Here is a 14,763-nt window from a genome sequence, read left to right as displayed (position 1 = left end):
ATAAAACTTGCCATATAAGATTTTTTGTAAGAAAATAAAATTAAACTATAAAATTAAGCAAGAAATAATTCTGGGGAGAGTCTTAATGGAAACTATTTTAGAATTTTTTAAGAACAGAGGATTTAAAAGGATAGCTATTTTAGCTATGATTGCTGTAGGAGCATATTTTCTAAGAGAATTTGCAAACATATTTCTTATCACCTTTATATTGGCTTATCTTATGTATAGAATGCAAAGTTCTATAAACAGAAGAATTAGTAAGTTTGTTAAGGTTGATAGACGAATAACCATAGCTGTATTATACATATTGCTAGTAGCGATTGTTGTATTTGGTATTAGCAGATATTTGCCAATCATAGTTTATCAGGTAGTGCAGATTGTAAAGCAAGCAGTTGCCTTTTATATGGCGCCACACGATAATGTAGTATTGGATTCTATAATTGAACATACAAAGAAATTTGAAATAGGCGGCTCTGTTAATCAATGGGGAGATGCCTTAATAAGATATGTTGCAGATATAAGCAAATGGGGATTTAATATTTTTGTTTCACTAATATTAAGCTTATTTTTCTTGTTGGAGCAAAACAAAATAGTACAATTCACAAGGAAATTTAAGTATAGCAAGCTTTCAAGTTTTTATATAGAGCTAGAATATTTTTGTCAAAAGTTTATTAGATCTTTTGGTAAGGTAATAGAAGTGCAGATACTAATTGCAATAATAAACGGAGGATTATCTATTATTGCTCTAAGTTTTGTAGGAATACCTGATGTATTAGGACTTGGAATAATGATATTCGTCTTAGGTCTTATACCAGTTGCAGGAGTTTTCATATCCTTAGTGCCTCTTTCGCTTACTGCATATGCAGCAGGAGGACCAACAAAGGTTATTTATGTAGTTATCATAATAGCAATACTTCATGCTTTAGAGGGATATGTATTAAATCCAAAGTTAATGTCATCAAAGACAGAACTTCCGGTTTTTTATACCTTTATAATACTTATTATATCTGAACACTTTTTTGGAGTATGGGGACTTATAATAGGAATACCGGTGTTTATATTTATACTTGACCTGATTGACATTGATGGCAAAGATAATTTGAAATGATGAAGTATAGATTAAACTATTGATTAAGGAAATATAATTATTAAGTATGGATAATTTTAAACTTTAACATATTTTTAAAGCTCTGCTGAATTTTTAGCAGAGTCTTTAAGGATATAAATTTAAAATATCTATCAACAAGACAAATAAGGGGAGAAATATATGTATAACATAGTAAAGATAGAAAACTTATGTAAGAATTTGTTTACAATGCAGGTAAGTGCACCAAGAGTAGCTAAATCAGCAAGAGCAGGTCAATTTGTAATGCTTAGAATAGATGAAAAAGGAGAAAGACTTCCTTTTTCAATATGTGGTATTGATAAAGAAAGTGGAGTTATAACAATAGTATTTAGATTAGTAGGACATTCAACTAAGGACTTAGCTTTACTAAAATCAGGAGATAAACTTCTTGATTTTGCAGGCCCTTATGGACAACCATCTCGTTTGATAAATGAAGATAGACAAATTTTAAAAGATAAAAAAATATTATTTGTTGCTGAAGATTCAGCAGTTACAAGGATTTATACTGAAGCTAAGTATCTTAATGACTTAGGAATTGGATTTAAAGTAGCACTAAACTTTAAGGATAGAAGTAGTTTAGTATACATAGATAAGTTGGAAGAAACAACAAAAGATATCATAATCTCAACATTAGATGGATCAGTAGGTATAAAAGGTACTACAATTGACGTGGTAAATAAAATACTAGAAGATGATAAATATGATTTAGTTATTACAATTGGATCTATTGATATGATGGAAGCTATTTGTAATTTAACAAAGAGCAAAGAAATTGAAACTATAGTAAGCTTAACTACTTTAATGTTAGATGGTACTGGTATGTGTGGAGCTTGTAGAGTGACAGTTGGAGGGAAAGTTCTGTTTGCTTGCCAGGATGGACCTGAATTTGATGGCCATAAAATAAATTTTGAAGAGGTAAGAAATAGACAGAACATCTATAAATCTTACGAAGCTAAATCAGAGTTTAGAGAACTATATGGTAAGGAACATAAAATTCAAGAAGAGACTGCAATTGAGGTGAGTGATAATGATTAAATTAGAGAGAGTTCCAGTAAGAGAGCAAGAAGTAAAAATAAGAGTAACTAATTTTAATGAAGTTAATTTAGGCTATGATGAAGACGAAGCTGTAAGAGAAGCAGAAAGATGCCTTCAATGCAAAATTCCTAAATGTGTAGCTAAATGCCCTGTTAACAATAAGATCCCAAGCTTTATCAAGTCCATAAAAGAAAGAAATTTTAAAGAAGCAGCAGATATTATAGCAACAGCAAACTCACTTCCATCAGTTTGTGGTAGAGTGTGCCCACACGAGCTTCAATGTGAAGGTGGATGTGTAATGGGAATCAAAGGTGAGTCTGTAGCAATAGGTAGACTAGAAAGATTCGTTGGAGACTGGAGCATAAGAAATGGAATAGAATTTGACAAGCCTGAAGTAATACTAGACAAAAAGGTTGCAGTTGTTGGAAGTGGTCCAGCAGGACTTGCTTGTGCTGGTGACTTAGCAAAGGCGGGCTACCAAGTAACAATATTTGAAGCTCTTCATGAATTTGGAGGAGTATTAGCATGGGGTATTCCTGAGTTCATACTTCCTAAGGAAACTGTTGTTAATAATGAAATTGAAAAACTTAAAAAACTTGGTGTTAAGTTTGAAAAGAATGTTATGATCGGTAAGACAATAACTATTGACGAACTTCTAGAAGAGGAAGGTTTTGAAGCTGTATTTATAGGAACTGGAGCGGCAATGCCAAGTTTTATGGGCATTCCAGGTGAAGCATTTAATGGAGTGGTTTCAGCTAACGAATTTTTAACAAAGAATAATCTTATGAGAGATTATAAAGAAGATTATAAGACACCTCTTATAGTAGGTAAAAAAGTAGTAGTAGTTGGTGGTGGCAATGTTGCTATGGATGCAGTAAGAACTCTTCTTAGGATTGGTGCAGAGGCACATATGGTTTATAGAAGATCTGAAGCAGAATTACCAGCTAGAAAAGAAGAAATAGAATATGCAAAAGAAGAGGGTGTTCATTTTCACCTGTTAACAAACCCAACTGAAATAGTAGCTGATGAAAATAAGTGGGTAAGTGGAGTAAGATGCATAAAGATGGAGCTAGGTGAACCAGATCAATCTGGAAGAAGAAGTCCTGTTCCAGTGGAAGGCTCAGAGTTTATATTAGATGCAGATATGGTTATAATGGCTATAGGAACTAAAGCAGGTTCATTAATCGGCGATACAACTAAGGGATTAGACACTAACAGATGGAATTTAGTTGTTATTGATGAAGAGACAGGAAGAACTTCAAGACAGTATGTATATGCTGGTGGAGATGCTGTAACGGGTCCTGCAACAGTAATAAAAGCAATGGGTGCTGGTAGAAAAGCAGCCAAGGCTATAATCGAAGATTTATCAAAGTAGAGTAAATAAGGTAATAAATAAAAGTACTCATCAAAGGTTGACAATGACAATATTTGATGAGTACTTTTTATATGTTTTTGTATGAGTGATACTCTAATTTTACAGCATTAATTAAATATAGATTAAAAGCTTTGCTCCTCTATTGCAGTAGCTTCCATATAGTTTATAAAATTCCTTAAATTCAGTGCGGTTTCACGACTTATCTCGTTGTTTTGAAGAAGTGACTGTACTTGATCTCTTTCAGCCTGCAAGGCCTTAAGATGGAGTTTGCTTCTTTGTTTATTAACATTATTAATATCTTCACCGAAGGTGAATGTAGTTAATCTTCTTATGATGTCATTATAGTGCTCAATAACAGCCAAAGAAGCTTTTCTATTGGTATCATTAATTTGATCTTTGATAGCATAGATTGCTGCCTTAGAGGTTAATACTTTAATCTTCTTTACATCCTTAATGTTGATTGGATTAACATTAAGCTGCTTTTTCAAAAATTTAGCGATAAGGTTTTTGATTGAGTCCATCCTGTTTAAAGTTTCAATGATTGGAGTTTTAGACAAACAGTTTTCTACTTTAGTTAAGGAATCGTCAATTTTTTCATAAGTAGCAGGAGGAATCTTGTTATCGGCTAATAACCTTCTAACTTCTTTACGTTCAGCTCTTATACCTAATAGAAAAATATCTTTTTCTATTTTTCTATCTTCTATAGTGAGTTTTAGATTTTCTATATTTATAGGATTGTCATTTTTAATTTTTTCACATACGCTTATTAATGAAGATGCCGCAAGTTTATTTTCTTTATTTGTTTCATCATTAATTAATTTAATGGCTGCATTCATAACACTTTTAAGGGCCTCTTGATTTAATTTTGATGAATTTTTATCAGCTTCAATGTTTTCGTTTTTTACTATCAGTGGTAAAACAAAACTTGCTATACATATAGTAAATAGTATTACACCAGCTGATATAAATATAATGATATCACGCTGTGGGAAATATGCTCCATTTTCCAAATAAAATGGAATAGAGAAGGCACCAGCAAGAGTTATAGCACCACGAACTCCAGCTAAAGAAGTAATTAATGAATTTAAAAATCGATTTGGATTTTCTTCTAAACTCTCATCTACACTCCATTTTTCATTCCATAAACTATATACCCATATAAATCTTAATAATATTAAAACTATTGAAATAACAACTATATACATAAGTACCTTAAAGTTACTTATAGTATTATCTCTAAAAATCACTGACATCACATCAGGAATTTGTAAACCTAAAATTAAGAATACAAGACCGTTAATTATAAATATAAGCACTGACCAAGTGCTGCGAGATACAAATTTTAATTTTGAAATAATTGGCTCAGAATAATCAGATTGCAAAGAATAAACAATACCACCAGAGACTACAGCAAGGATGCCGGACAATCCAAGTTCTTCTGAAACTAAATATATTACAAAAGGAGATATAATTTGCATTAATACGTGAAAAGTTGCATCCTCAAGTCCCAATCTTCTTATAAATGCAGTAAGTCTTGCAATTATTAAGGCCAAAACAGCACCAACTAGAAATCCACCAACTGCTATTACAAAGAAACTTAATGTAGCGTTTGTAAAGGAAAACACTCCAGTAACTGTTGCAGCAATAGCGAACTTAAAGGCAACTAATCCAGAGGCATCATTAGTAAGTGCTTCGCCTTCTAACAATGTCATTATTTTTTTCGGCAGATGAATTCTTTCTGACAATGAACTTACTGCTACTGCATCTGTTGGGGATAAAATAGCTGCTAAAGCAAAGGAAGCTGATAATGGAATAGCAGGAATCATTAAATTAATTATGTATCCAACTACCAAAACGGTAACTAAAACTAAACCAAAGGACATTAAGAATACGGGACTTTTTAGCTTCCAAAGCTCTTCTCTAGAAGTCATTTTTCCGTCGTTATATAGTAAAGGTGCTATGAATAATACCATAAATAATTCTGGTTCTAAAGGCATATGGATTCCAGTAGGTAATATTCCTAAGAGAATTCCAAAAGTAATTTGTATAAGAGGTACTGGCACAAATGGAATAAGTCTGCTTAAAATATTTGATATTACAATACTTAAAAGTAAAATTAACACAACAATAAAGATTTCCATAAGTATTCTCACTTTCTAAATATAAATGCGTAATTAATTCTATTATTTTTTCCTTCAATTTAAAGTCTATTAACATAATAATTAGATTAGGATGATTTTTTACCTAGCATATTAATATGTATAGTTTTCATAATCGTAAAAGATAATAAATTTAATTTGGATTAATTTTAATACAGTGTTTATTAAAAAACAAGTAAAATATGGAGGGAAAAAATATGGAAACGGTTATATCACTTATTTCAGCGTTAAGTATCGCTTTTAGTATATCTACTAGTAATGACTATAAGCAGCCAAGAATTATAGATGCATTTATTTTGGCTTATGATGAGATGTATAAAGGTGATAGTGGGTTGAGTAGTAAGAAATATATAATTTTAGATATGGAATCACTTTATTTTACTGATACAACTTATGAAGAAAGAGAAAAAGCAATTCAATACTTTAATAAAAAATATAATAAAACAGTATTAAATGCTTCTTTGTTTAGGCTTCAACAAATTGGCTTAGCGAGTAATATTGGCTCTCTTAGGATAGATGGAAACTTACTAATGTTCACTAGCATTGAACCAAATGTTGATGGAGGAATTGTGGTAAAAGGATATAACTGGGTTAGTCCTGTTGGAGCAAGTGAGTTTAGGATTATCTTAAATATTATTGATGGCCAGTGGAAGGTTATAGAGAGTAAGTTACTTGGTGTTGCTTAAGGCAAACAGTGTATAACTTAATAGTTGAGTTAGGAATCCTATAAAGAGAAAAAGTAATAATGAGATATTAAGTTAAATTATCTATGTGTTAATTATATAACGAAAACTAACATAATCAGTAGAGGATTAACTTAGTTTTTAAATCGGTATAATTTTACGATTCAATATCGGTGTATGAGGTATTTTAGTTGAAATCGATATAATTCACATTGGAAGATTATAAGTTCTTTTGCTTCATAATATCTTATAAAAACTAGATAATGCAGTGTTTTAGGCAATATATAAGAAAATTATTTATATCATAATTCATAAATATTATTTATCAATTATGGTTAAAAAATTAATTGGATTAATATAAAGAGCGCCTTTATAATAAAGATGTCAGATTGTTAAGTGATTAACTTGACAATCTTTAGTTTGAAAATAGATTGATTATATATCTAATTTGAAGGAGAGATTTATTATGGCAGAACGTATAACAGGACATACTGAACTTATTGGATTAATTGCATACCCTATCAGACATTCAAGTTCACCAAGAATGCATAACGAGGCATTTGCAAAGCTAGGATTAGACTATGCTTATTTAGCGTTTGAAGTTGATAATAGTACATTAGAGGATACAATAAAAGGTTTTAGAGCAATGAAGGTAAGAGGAAGTAATGTTTCTATGCCTAATAAGACCGTAGTTCATAAGTATCTAGATAAATTGTCGCCTGCAGCTGAACTTTGCGGAGCTGTAAATACTATTGTAAATGATGATGGTGTTTTAACAGGACATATCACAGATGGAATGGGCTATATGGCTGCTTTAAAAGATGCAGGTATTGATGTTATAGGAAAGAAGATGACGATTGTTGGAGCAGGTGGTGCTGCAACTGCTATAGAGATACAAGCAGCTTTAGATGGTGTTTCTGAGCTATCAATTTTTAATATTAAGGATAGTTTCTGGGAAAGAGCTGAGCAAACTGTAAGAAATATTAATGAAAAAACAAACTGTAAAGCTACATTATACGATCTATCTGATTTAGATACATTAAAGAAAGAAATAGAAAGCAGTTATCTATTTACAAATGCAACTGGAATGGGAATGAAGCCTTTAGAAGGAAAGACTTATATACCGGATAAATCTTACTTCCGTCCTGAGCTTATAGTAGTAGATATAGTTTATTCTCCAGCTGAAACAGCAATGCTTAAAATGGCAAAGGAAGTTGGCTGCAAGACAATGAACGGACTTGGTATGATGTTATTCCAAGGAGCAGCTGCTTTCGAAATGTGGACTGGAAAGCCTATGCCAATTGAATATATGAAGGATATATTAGAAATCAAATACTAAAGATTAAAGTTCAATAGAATAATATATTAAGGGGACGAACAAAATAATGGAACAAAAAATCAACTATAAAAAGTACTATTTAACGGCATTTGTACTTTATTTAAATTACTTTATACACGGAATTGGGGTTTCGATTTTAGCTCAATACAAGCAACAATTTGCAGCGCAATGGGGAGCAAAATTACTTGCAAATGGTACTTATGATGTCAGTTCTGTTGTAATGGTTATAGCAGCACTTGGACTTGGTCGTTTAGTGGCACTTCCTTTTGCTGGACCGCTTTCAGATAAGATAGGTCGTAGATTCTCAGCACTTATAGGGATTTCATCTTATATCATATATCTAGTTGGTATCGCACTGTCGCCAAATGCATCTGTAGCATATCTTTGTGCTTTAGTTGGTGGTATTGCAAACTCATTCCTAGATACAGGAGTTATACCTGCATGTATGGAAATACTAGTTGAATCTACTGGACTTGCAAGTATACTAACAAAATTATTTATATCAATTGGACAATTAGGACTTCCAATGATGATAGGATATGTAGCGGCAAATCATATGTCATATAAAACATTATTTTTTGTAATGTCTGCATTGTTTGTAGTTATAGCAATTTTAGTTTCAGTTATGCCAATGTCTAAATCAAGTTTAGGTAGTAATGGACAAGTTAAAGAAGAATCCTTATTCCAAAAAATAAAATCAGTAAAGTTTACACCAACAAGTATTGCGCTTATATTAATTGGATTTACATGTACTTCAACTTTCCAACTTTGGTTGAACTGTATACAAGAATTTGCAAAATCAACAGGTCTTAAGAATCCAAGTGTTATTCAATCATACTATTCTATAGGTACTATAGTTGCAGTTATTCTTACTGCAGTGCTTGTAAAACAGACTATAAAGCCTGTTAGAATACTAGTTGTATATCCATTAATTGCAATGATCATGTTAATAATTGTTTATGTTGTAAAGACACCACAAATCACTTTAATAGGTGGATTTGTAATTGGTTTCTCAGCTGCAGGTGGTGTATTACAGCTAGCGGTTTCTACTATTAATGATATGTTCCCTAAGATTAAAGGAATAATTACAAGTATTATAATGATAGCATCAAGTGCAGCAAACTACGCAGTGTTATCAGTAGCTGGAGCACTAACTAAGTCTTTCGGGGTAAATGGTCCTAAATATGTTTTATTACTAAATATAGGAATAACATTTGTTGGAGTATTACTTGCAATATATGTTAATATGAGTTATAGAAATGTTTCAGTTGAAAAAAATAGTGCTAGGGCATAATCAAGGAGGCAACTATGAATACAGTTAAGATTAAAAATGTCGTATTAGGTGACGGCATTCCAAAGATATGCGTACCTATAGTAGCAAAAACTAAAGAAGATATAATAGAAGAAGCATTAAGCTTTAAGGATATACATGTAGATGTAGTAGAATGGCGTGTTGATTGGTTTGAAGGTGTTTTTGAGATTGAAAAAGTTAAGGATGTTTTAAAGGATTTAGTTCCTGCTTTAAATAACATACCACTTCTATTTACTTTCCGTACATCTAAAGAAGGTGGAGAAAAAGCAATTGATGCAAGAACATATGCCAAATTAAATAAGGCAGTTGCTGCTACAGGCTTAGTTGACTTAGTAGATGTTGAAGCTTTTACAGGAGACGAAGTAGTTAAGGATATAATTGAGAGTGCACATGCATCAGGAGTTAAGGTTGTTGCATCAAATCATGATTTTGGGAAAACTCCATCAAAGGATGATATAATCTATCGTTTAAGAAAGATGCAGGATTTAGGAGCTGATATCCCTAAGATTGCTGTTATGCCAAAATCAAAGTTAGATGTATTAGAATTACTTGAAGCTACAGTAATAATGTCAGAAAAGTATGCTGATAGACCGATAATTACAATGTCTATGGCTGGAACTGGTGTTATAAGTAGATTAACTGGAGAAATCTTCGGATCTGCTTTAACTTTTGGAGCTGCTAAGAAGGCTTCAGCACCTGGACAAATTGGTGTAGAAGATCTATATGGAGTATTACAGTTACTACATAAAAGCATAAATTAATAGAGTATCCACTGTATCAATATTTTGATTTCAACAATAATATTTATCTAAGTAAATAATAATAATAAAGATAAGGTTATGAACTCTCAACGGTTCATAACCTTATTTGTGTATTCATGAATTTCAATATATAAAACTAGAATATTTTTCAATTGGGATATGTTTAAGAATATTGTTGAAATTAATTGGTTATGCAGGAGATGCTATATGAGCTAGCTATTAGAATTAAATGATTTTTTCATATGTAGTGGCGTTAAAAAACTGTACTGTTCGAACGTAGTGAGTTTACAGTTTTAGCCACGGAAGATGACAAAATCATATTAATTCTTTGCGTAAGGTCATTAAAGCATCGGATGAATAACCAATTAATTTCAACACAGTATTAAATAAACAAGTCACTATTTTCGCTATTTTTGAAGTGATCTTCTCTTCCATTCATAACAAAATCTTTAAATAAATGAACAGTAGGGCTTAAATATTTATTTTTCATATATGCAAGGTAGATAAATCTTTTATGGGGAGGGTTTATTATCTTAAGAGTTTTCACATCAAATTGCTTTATTATCCACGCATTTGGCACGACAGCAATCCCATAGTTGATTGAAACTAACCCACCAGCAGCACTATCTTCTTCTATTTCACAGATGATTTTAGGAGAAAAATCTACCTTTGCAAAGAGGTCGTCAATTATAGGTCTCAGGCCACTTAATTTGTTATAGTATACAAAAGGATAAGGTTCAGTGTCTTTTAAATCTATGGTATCAAAAGCAGCCAGTGGATGATCCTTCGATACTATAAGAACTAATTCTTGTTCTGTTACAGGAATGAAGTTAATATTAGGTTCATTCTCTACATATGAACAAAAAGCCAAATCAAATTTTTCTTCTTTCAGGCCTTGAATAATATTTTTAGTGTTGCCTTGGCTAAAATTAAAAGATATATTTTTGTTTGCTTCTTCGTTAAAGAAGGTTTTAATCATATTTGGCACAAAATGAGGTCCTAAGGTATAAATAAAAGCTAAATCTATAGTACCATGAGTTGGATTTACTAGTCTTTTTAACTCTTTCTCTCCCTTTTCTAATTCGTTAAGAGAATTGGTCACATAGTTAAGAAAAAAACGACCATACTTTGTAAGTTTGATATTTCTTCCTTGTTTTTCAAATAGAAACACCCCTAATTCTTTTTCTAGTTCAGATATAGCATAAGTTAAATTAGGCTGTGTTATCGATAGTTTTTCTGCTGCTAAAGTAACATGCTCAATACCTGCCAGTACTCTAAAATACTCAAGTTGCTTTAAATTCAATGGGGATCACTCCTTAAAATCTGATATAAATTATTATATTGCAATCCATAAAAAATATCTATGGATAAAGCATAAAATATTGATTAGATTTATGATAATGCCCATATTATAATTAATTATGTTAGTTTGTTATTTAACAAATTAAGTTGAGGTTGTTAGAAATAATTTGTTTGCATAACAAACTAAAAAATAACGTTTTAAAACAGTAAAAATCAAAAGATTAAATAAATAAACGTTTAAATTACTTGTTTTTTTAAATGGAGGTCAAAAAAATTATGAAATATAGCAATATTTTTAGTCCGTTAAAAGTTAAAAACATGACAATAAAGAACAGAATAATAATGCCACCGATGGGGACAAACTATGCAAGTCAAAACGGTGAAATAAATAGTGATCACATAAAGTACTATGAGCAAAGAGCAAAAGGTGGAACTGGATTAATCATAGTAGAAAATGCAACTGTAGATTTTCCTTTAGGATCAAATGGAACAACTCAGCTTAGAATTGATCATGATAGTTTTATGCCAGCGTTATATAAATTGACTGAGAGAATGCATAAATATGGTACATGTGTAGCTATGCAAATAAACCATTCAGGTGCATCAGCAGTTCCAGATAGAATAGGATGTCAGGCAGTTTCGTCATCAAATATTCCATCTAAAACTGGTGGAGCAGTACCAAGAACCCTTGATAAGGAAGAAATACTCAATATAGTTGAAAAGTATGGCAAGGCAGCAAAAAGAGTACAAACAGCAGGGTTTGATGCAGTAGAAATACATGCAGGACATTCATATTTAATATGTCAATTCTTATCACCTATATATAATAAACGTGAAGATGAATTTGGCGGAAGTATAGAAAATAGAGCTAGATTTGCAAGAATGGTAATTGATAGCGTAAGAGCCGCTGTTGGACCAATGTTCCCAATCTTCCTTAGAATAAGTGCAGATGAACTTTTAGAAGGAGGCAATACTCTAGAGGATACTTTAAAGATATTAGAATATCTAAATGAAGAAGTTGATGTATTCAATGTTTCTGCAGCGTTAAATGATTCATTGCAATATCAGATAGATAATATGAATCTTAAAGATGGATGGCGTTCATACATGTCTAGAGCTGTAAGAGAAAAATTTAATAAACCAACAATAACAACTGGTAACATCAGAAATCCAGAAGTTGCAGAAAATATTCTAGCTGAGGGACATGCTGATTTAATAGGAATAGGTCGTGGACTTATTGCTGATCCAAATTGGGTTTCAAAAGTTAAGAAAAATGAAGAAGATACTATAAGAAAATGTCTTTCTTGTAATATAGGGTGTGCTGGTCATAGAATAGGACTAAATAGACCTATAAGATGTACTATGAATCCTGATACAATAAATGAAGATGAATATAAGAAATTAAGAGTTAAAAAGCAAACTACTGTAGTTGTAATAGGTGGAGGAACTGCTGGGCTTGAAGCAGCTTGCACTGCTGCAGAAGTGGGATGTACAACATTCCTATTTGAAGAAAAGCCATATTTAGGTGGATTAGCTAAAGAAATTTCTAAGCTACCAGATAAAAAAAGAATTTCATATTTACCAGAATACTTAATAAGAAGAGCAGAAGGTTTAAACAATTTAGTGATTTATACTAATACAAAGGCTGACATTAAAGCTATAGAGAACCTTAAGCCAAATGTTATAGTAAATTCTACTGGTTCTAAACCGCTACTTCCTCCTATAAAAGGTTTGCTTGAGCGTATAGATAAAAATGAAGAAAATATATACTCAATTTTAGGACTTTTAAATAATATGGATAAATTTGAAGATGCTAAAGATAAGAAAGTTGTAGTTATAGGTGGCGGAGCAGTAGGACTAGATGTTGTAGAATACTTTGCTGAAAAGAAAGCAGAAGTTTCTATAGTTGAAATGATGCCTATGCTTGGAAGAGATTTAGATGTTATAACAAAGCTTTCTATGATGGATATAATTGAAAAAAGTAAAGTAAATGTTCATACTGGAACAGCTTTGATAGAAGTTGCATCTGATCATTTTAAGGTAAAGAAAGATGATAAAGAACAAAATTTAGATTTTGACTATGGCTTTGTTTGTTTAGGAATGAGATCTGAGAATCCAATACTAAATGATTTACAAAAACATTTTGAAGAAAAAGATGTGGAAGTAATAAATATTGGAGATAGTTCAAGAACTAGAAAAATAATAGATGGTATGACAGAAGGTAGAGATATAATCCTTACATTAGAAAAGATAGGATCAATATAAATATAGAACACAATAACCAAACACCTAAATTCTTTGGAAAAAAATACAAGGGATAGGTGTTTGGTTAGTTGGTTTTATTAAATTGGAGGAATTTATGTTTAAAAGTAAGTATTTCAAAACGGCTCTGGGGATATATATTAGTTATTGTATGCTAGGAATGATCTTAATTTTGCTTTCCTCAAATATGGCATTCCTAACAAAGCAATTCAACACTGATGCTGCAGGTATAAGTTTTTTGATATCTGCAGAAGGAATAGTTAGATCAGCAACATTATATGCAGCGGGAAGACTATCAGATAAATTTGGAAGAAAGAGATTTTTATGCTTAGCGCCACTAACAATGGTAGTTTTTTTAATAGGGATACCTCTTTCACCAAGTTATGGTTTAGCAATAGTATTTTCAGCTTTTGCAGGTATATCACATGCTTTTATGGATGCTGCAAGTTATCCAACTTTAATGGAATGCTTTCCAAAGACGCCTGGTACTGCAAATGTTTTAATAAAAGCTTTTGTAGCAACTGGAGGAGCACTATTGCCCTTTATAATAGCTTTCTTTGTAGAGAGAAATATGTTTTATGGAAATACCTTCTTCTTAATAGCTTTGATTGTATTTATTAATGGTTTATTTATAATGGGAAGAAAATTTCCACAGCAAAACGAAATTGCTTCAGCTAATGATGAGGCAGCTTCAAATGTAAAATTTTCATCAGAGCCTGTATTTAGAAAAGAAGGAATAGCTTTAATAATAATAGGATTTACTTCAAATTCTATATATACAGCGTTTCAAATGTGGATGCCAACTTTTGGTCAGAAGATTTTGGGACTTAATCAACTAACCTCTCTGAAGTTTATAACTTATTATAGTATAGGAGCCATTGTATCTGTATTTATATTGGCAAAATTACTTCAAAAAACAATTAAACCTATATTAGTAACAGCAGTTTACCCTATAATAGGGATAATTTTTCTTATAATTGTATTAATATTTAAGACAACAACTGTTGCAACTATAAGTTTTGCCTTAGCAGGTTTTTCATCTGCTGGAGTATTACAAATGGCACAGACAACTATGGGAGAGTTATTCTGGAGAAATAAAGGTGCAACCATAGCTTTAGTTTCTACGGCTAGTGGTATAGCAGCGGCAGTAATACCAGCATCAACAGGGCTTATATTAAGGCATTTTGGAATAGTACCGGTTTTTTATTTTATGCTTGGGATATATGTAATAGCGATTGTAGCATCTACAATTGCAAGGCTGAGATATGATAAAGTTTTTGGGAAAAATAAATAAAATGGATAGTGCAGTAAGAGGCGTAAAGCTTTTTACTGCACTGTTTTTTACTATATTAGGAAGATAAATAATTTTTATACTAGATAAACCTAGTGATTTTAAGTGGTTCATATAT

Annotated in this window: 11 protein-coding genes; 9 read left to right on the top strand and 2 right to left on the bottom strand. The window is 31.5% G+C overall.

What is annotated here, in order from left to right; genetic code table 11:
* Positions 1-85 precede the first annotated feature (85 nt).
* The 3 genes from J3477_RS12345 (at position 86) to gltA (ending at position 3,536) form a co-directional block, all read left to right on the top strand.
* Entirely contained in the window at positions 86-1,108 is a 1,023-nt protein-coding gene (locus J3477_RS12345) for an AI-2E family transporter (protein ID WP_206870254.1), read from the top strand.
* Positions 1,109-1,267: 159 nt separating this feature from the next.
* Complete coding sequence (locus J3477_RS12340; protein ID WP_206870253.1) at positions 1,268-2,161, top strand: sulfide/dihydroorotate dehydrogenase-like FAD/NAD-binding protein; 894 nt, start codon at positions 1,268-1,270, stop codon at positions 2,159-2,161.
* The gene (gene gltA / locus J3477_RS12335; RefSeq protein WP_206870252.1) at positions 2,154-3,536 is read left to right on the top strand and encodes an NADPH-dependent glutamate synthase; all 1,383 of its coding nucleotides are present in this window, start codon (positions 2,154-2,156) and stop codon (positions 3,534-3,536) included. The genes J3477_RS12340 and gltA overlap by 8 nt, the downstream gene beginning before the upstream one ends.
* A gap of 122 nt (positions 3,537-3,658) precedes the next feature.
* On the opposite strand, the gene J3477_RS12330 is transcribed toward gltA, so the two are convergent.
* Entirely contained in the window at positions 3,659-5,677 is a 2,019-nt protein-coding gene (locus J3477_RS12330; RefSeq protein WP_206870251.1) for a Na+/H+ antiporter, read from the bottom strand.
* 215 nt (positions 5,678-5,892) lie between these two features.
* Between J3477_RS12330 and J3477_RS12325 the strand changes: the two genes are divergently transcribed.
* The 4 genes from J3477_RS12325 (at position 5,893) to aroD (ending at position 9,790) form a co-directional block, all read left to right on the top strand.
* Positions 5,893-6,381, top strand: coding sequence for a hypothetical protein (locus J3477_RS12325; protein ID WP_206870250.1), 489 nt, complete (start codon positions 5,893-5,895; stop codon positions 6,379-6,381).
* Between the two features lie 463 nt (positions 6,382-6,844).
* Entirely contained in the window at positions 6,845-7,717 is an 873-nt protein-coding gene (locus J3477_RS12320; RefSeq protein ID WP_206870249.1) for a shikimate dehydrogenase, read from the top strand.
* A 46-nt stretch (positions 7,718-7,763) separates the two neighbouring features.
* Positions 7,764-9,011 (top strand): MFS transporter, encoded by a 1,248-nt coding sequence (locus J3477_RS12315; protein ID WP_371876599.1) that lies wholly within the window; start codon positions 7,764-7,766, stop codon positions 9,009-9,011.
* 14 nt (positions 9,012-9,025) lie between these two features.
* Complete coding sequence (aroD, locus tag J3477_RS12310; RefSeq protein WP_206870248.1) at positions 9,026-9,790, top strand: type I 3-dehydroquinate dehydratase; 765 nt, start codon at positions 9,026-9,028, stop codon at positions 9,788-9,790.
* A 382-nt stretch (positions 9,791-10,172) separates the two neighbouring features.
* On the opposite strand, the gene J3477_RS12305 is transcribed toward aroD, so the two are convergent.
* Positions 10,173-11,093: a LysR family transcriptional regulator gene (locus J3477_RS12305; RefSeq protein ID WP_206870247.1), complete on the bottom strand. Its 921-nt coding sequence runs from the start codon at positions 11,091-11,093 to the stop codon at positions 10,173-10,175.
* A gap of 272 nt (positions 11,094-11,365) precedes the next feature.
* Here J3477_RS12305 and J3477_RS12300 point away from each other — a divergent pair, with 272 nt between their 5' ends.
* Both J3477_RS12300 and J3477_RS12295 read left to right on the top strand, forming a co-directional pair.
* Positions 11,366-13,357, top strand: a complete 1,992-nt coding sequence (locus tag J3477_RS12300; protein ID WP_206870736.1) for an oxidoreductase — start codon at positions 11,366-11,368, stop codon at positions 13,355-13,357.
* Positions 13,358-13,451: 94 nt separating this feature from the next.
* Positions 13,452-14,648 (top strand): MFS transporter, encoded by a 1,197-nt coding sequence (locus J3477_RS12295; RefSeq protein WP_206870246.1) that lies wholly within the window; start codon positions 13,452-13,454, stop codon positions 14,646-14,648.
* The last annotated feature ends 115 nt before the right edge of the window (positions 14,649-14,763 follow it).

The organism is Clostridium zeae (genome assembly GCF_017312485.1).
Lineage (GTDB): Bacteria > Bacillota > Clostridia > Clostridiales > Clostridiaceae > Clostridium_AR > Clostridium_AR zeae.
The sequence above is the reverse complement of the archived record's forward strand: the minus strand, read 5'-3'. Positions and strand labels throughout refer to the sequence as shown.

Coding starts and splice junctions, on each gene's coding strand:
- J3477_RS12345 (WP_206870254.1), top strand. CDS start 86: ATGGAAACTATTTTAGAATTTTTTAAGAACAGAGGATTTAAAAGGATA.
- J3477_RS12340 (WP_206870253.1), top strand. CDS start 1,268: ATGTATAACATAGTAAAGATAGAAAACTTATGTAAGAATTTGTTTACA.
- gltA (WP_206870252.1), top strand. CDS start 2,154: ATGATTAAATTAGAGAGAGTTCCAGTAAGAGAGCAAGAAGTAAAAATA.
- J3477_RS12330 (WP_206870251.1), bottom strand. CDS start 5,677: ATGGAAATCTTTATTGTTGTGTTAATTTTACTTTTAAGTATTGTAATA.
- J3477_RS12325 (WP_206870250.1), top strand. CDS start 5,893: ATGGAAACGGTTATATCACTTATTTCAGCGTTAAGTATCGCTTTTAGT.
- J3477_RS12320 (WP_206870249.1), top strand. CDS start 6,845: ATGGCAGAACGTATAACAGGACATACTGAACTTATTGGATTAATTGCA.
- J3477_RS12315 (WP_371876599.1), top strand. CDS start 7,764: ATGGAACAAAAAATCAACTATAAAAAGTACTATTTAACGGCATTTGTA.
- aroD (WP_206870248.1), top strand. CDS start 9,026: ATGAATACAGTTAAGATTAAAAATGTCGTATTAGGTGACGGCATTCCA.
- J3477_RS12295 (WP_206870246.1), top strand. CDS start 13,452: ATGTTTAAAAGTAAGTATTTCAAAACGGCTCTGGGGATATATATTAGT.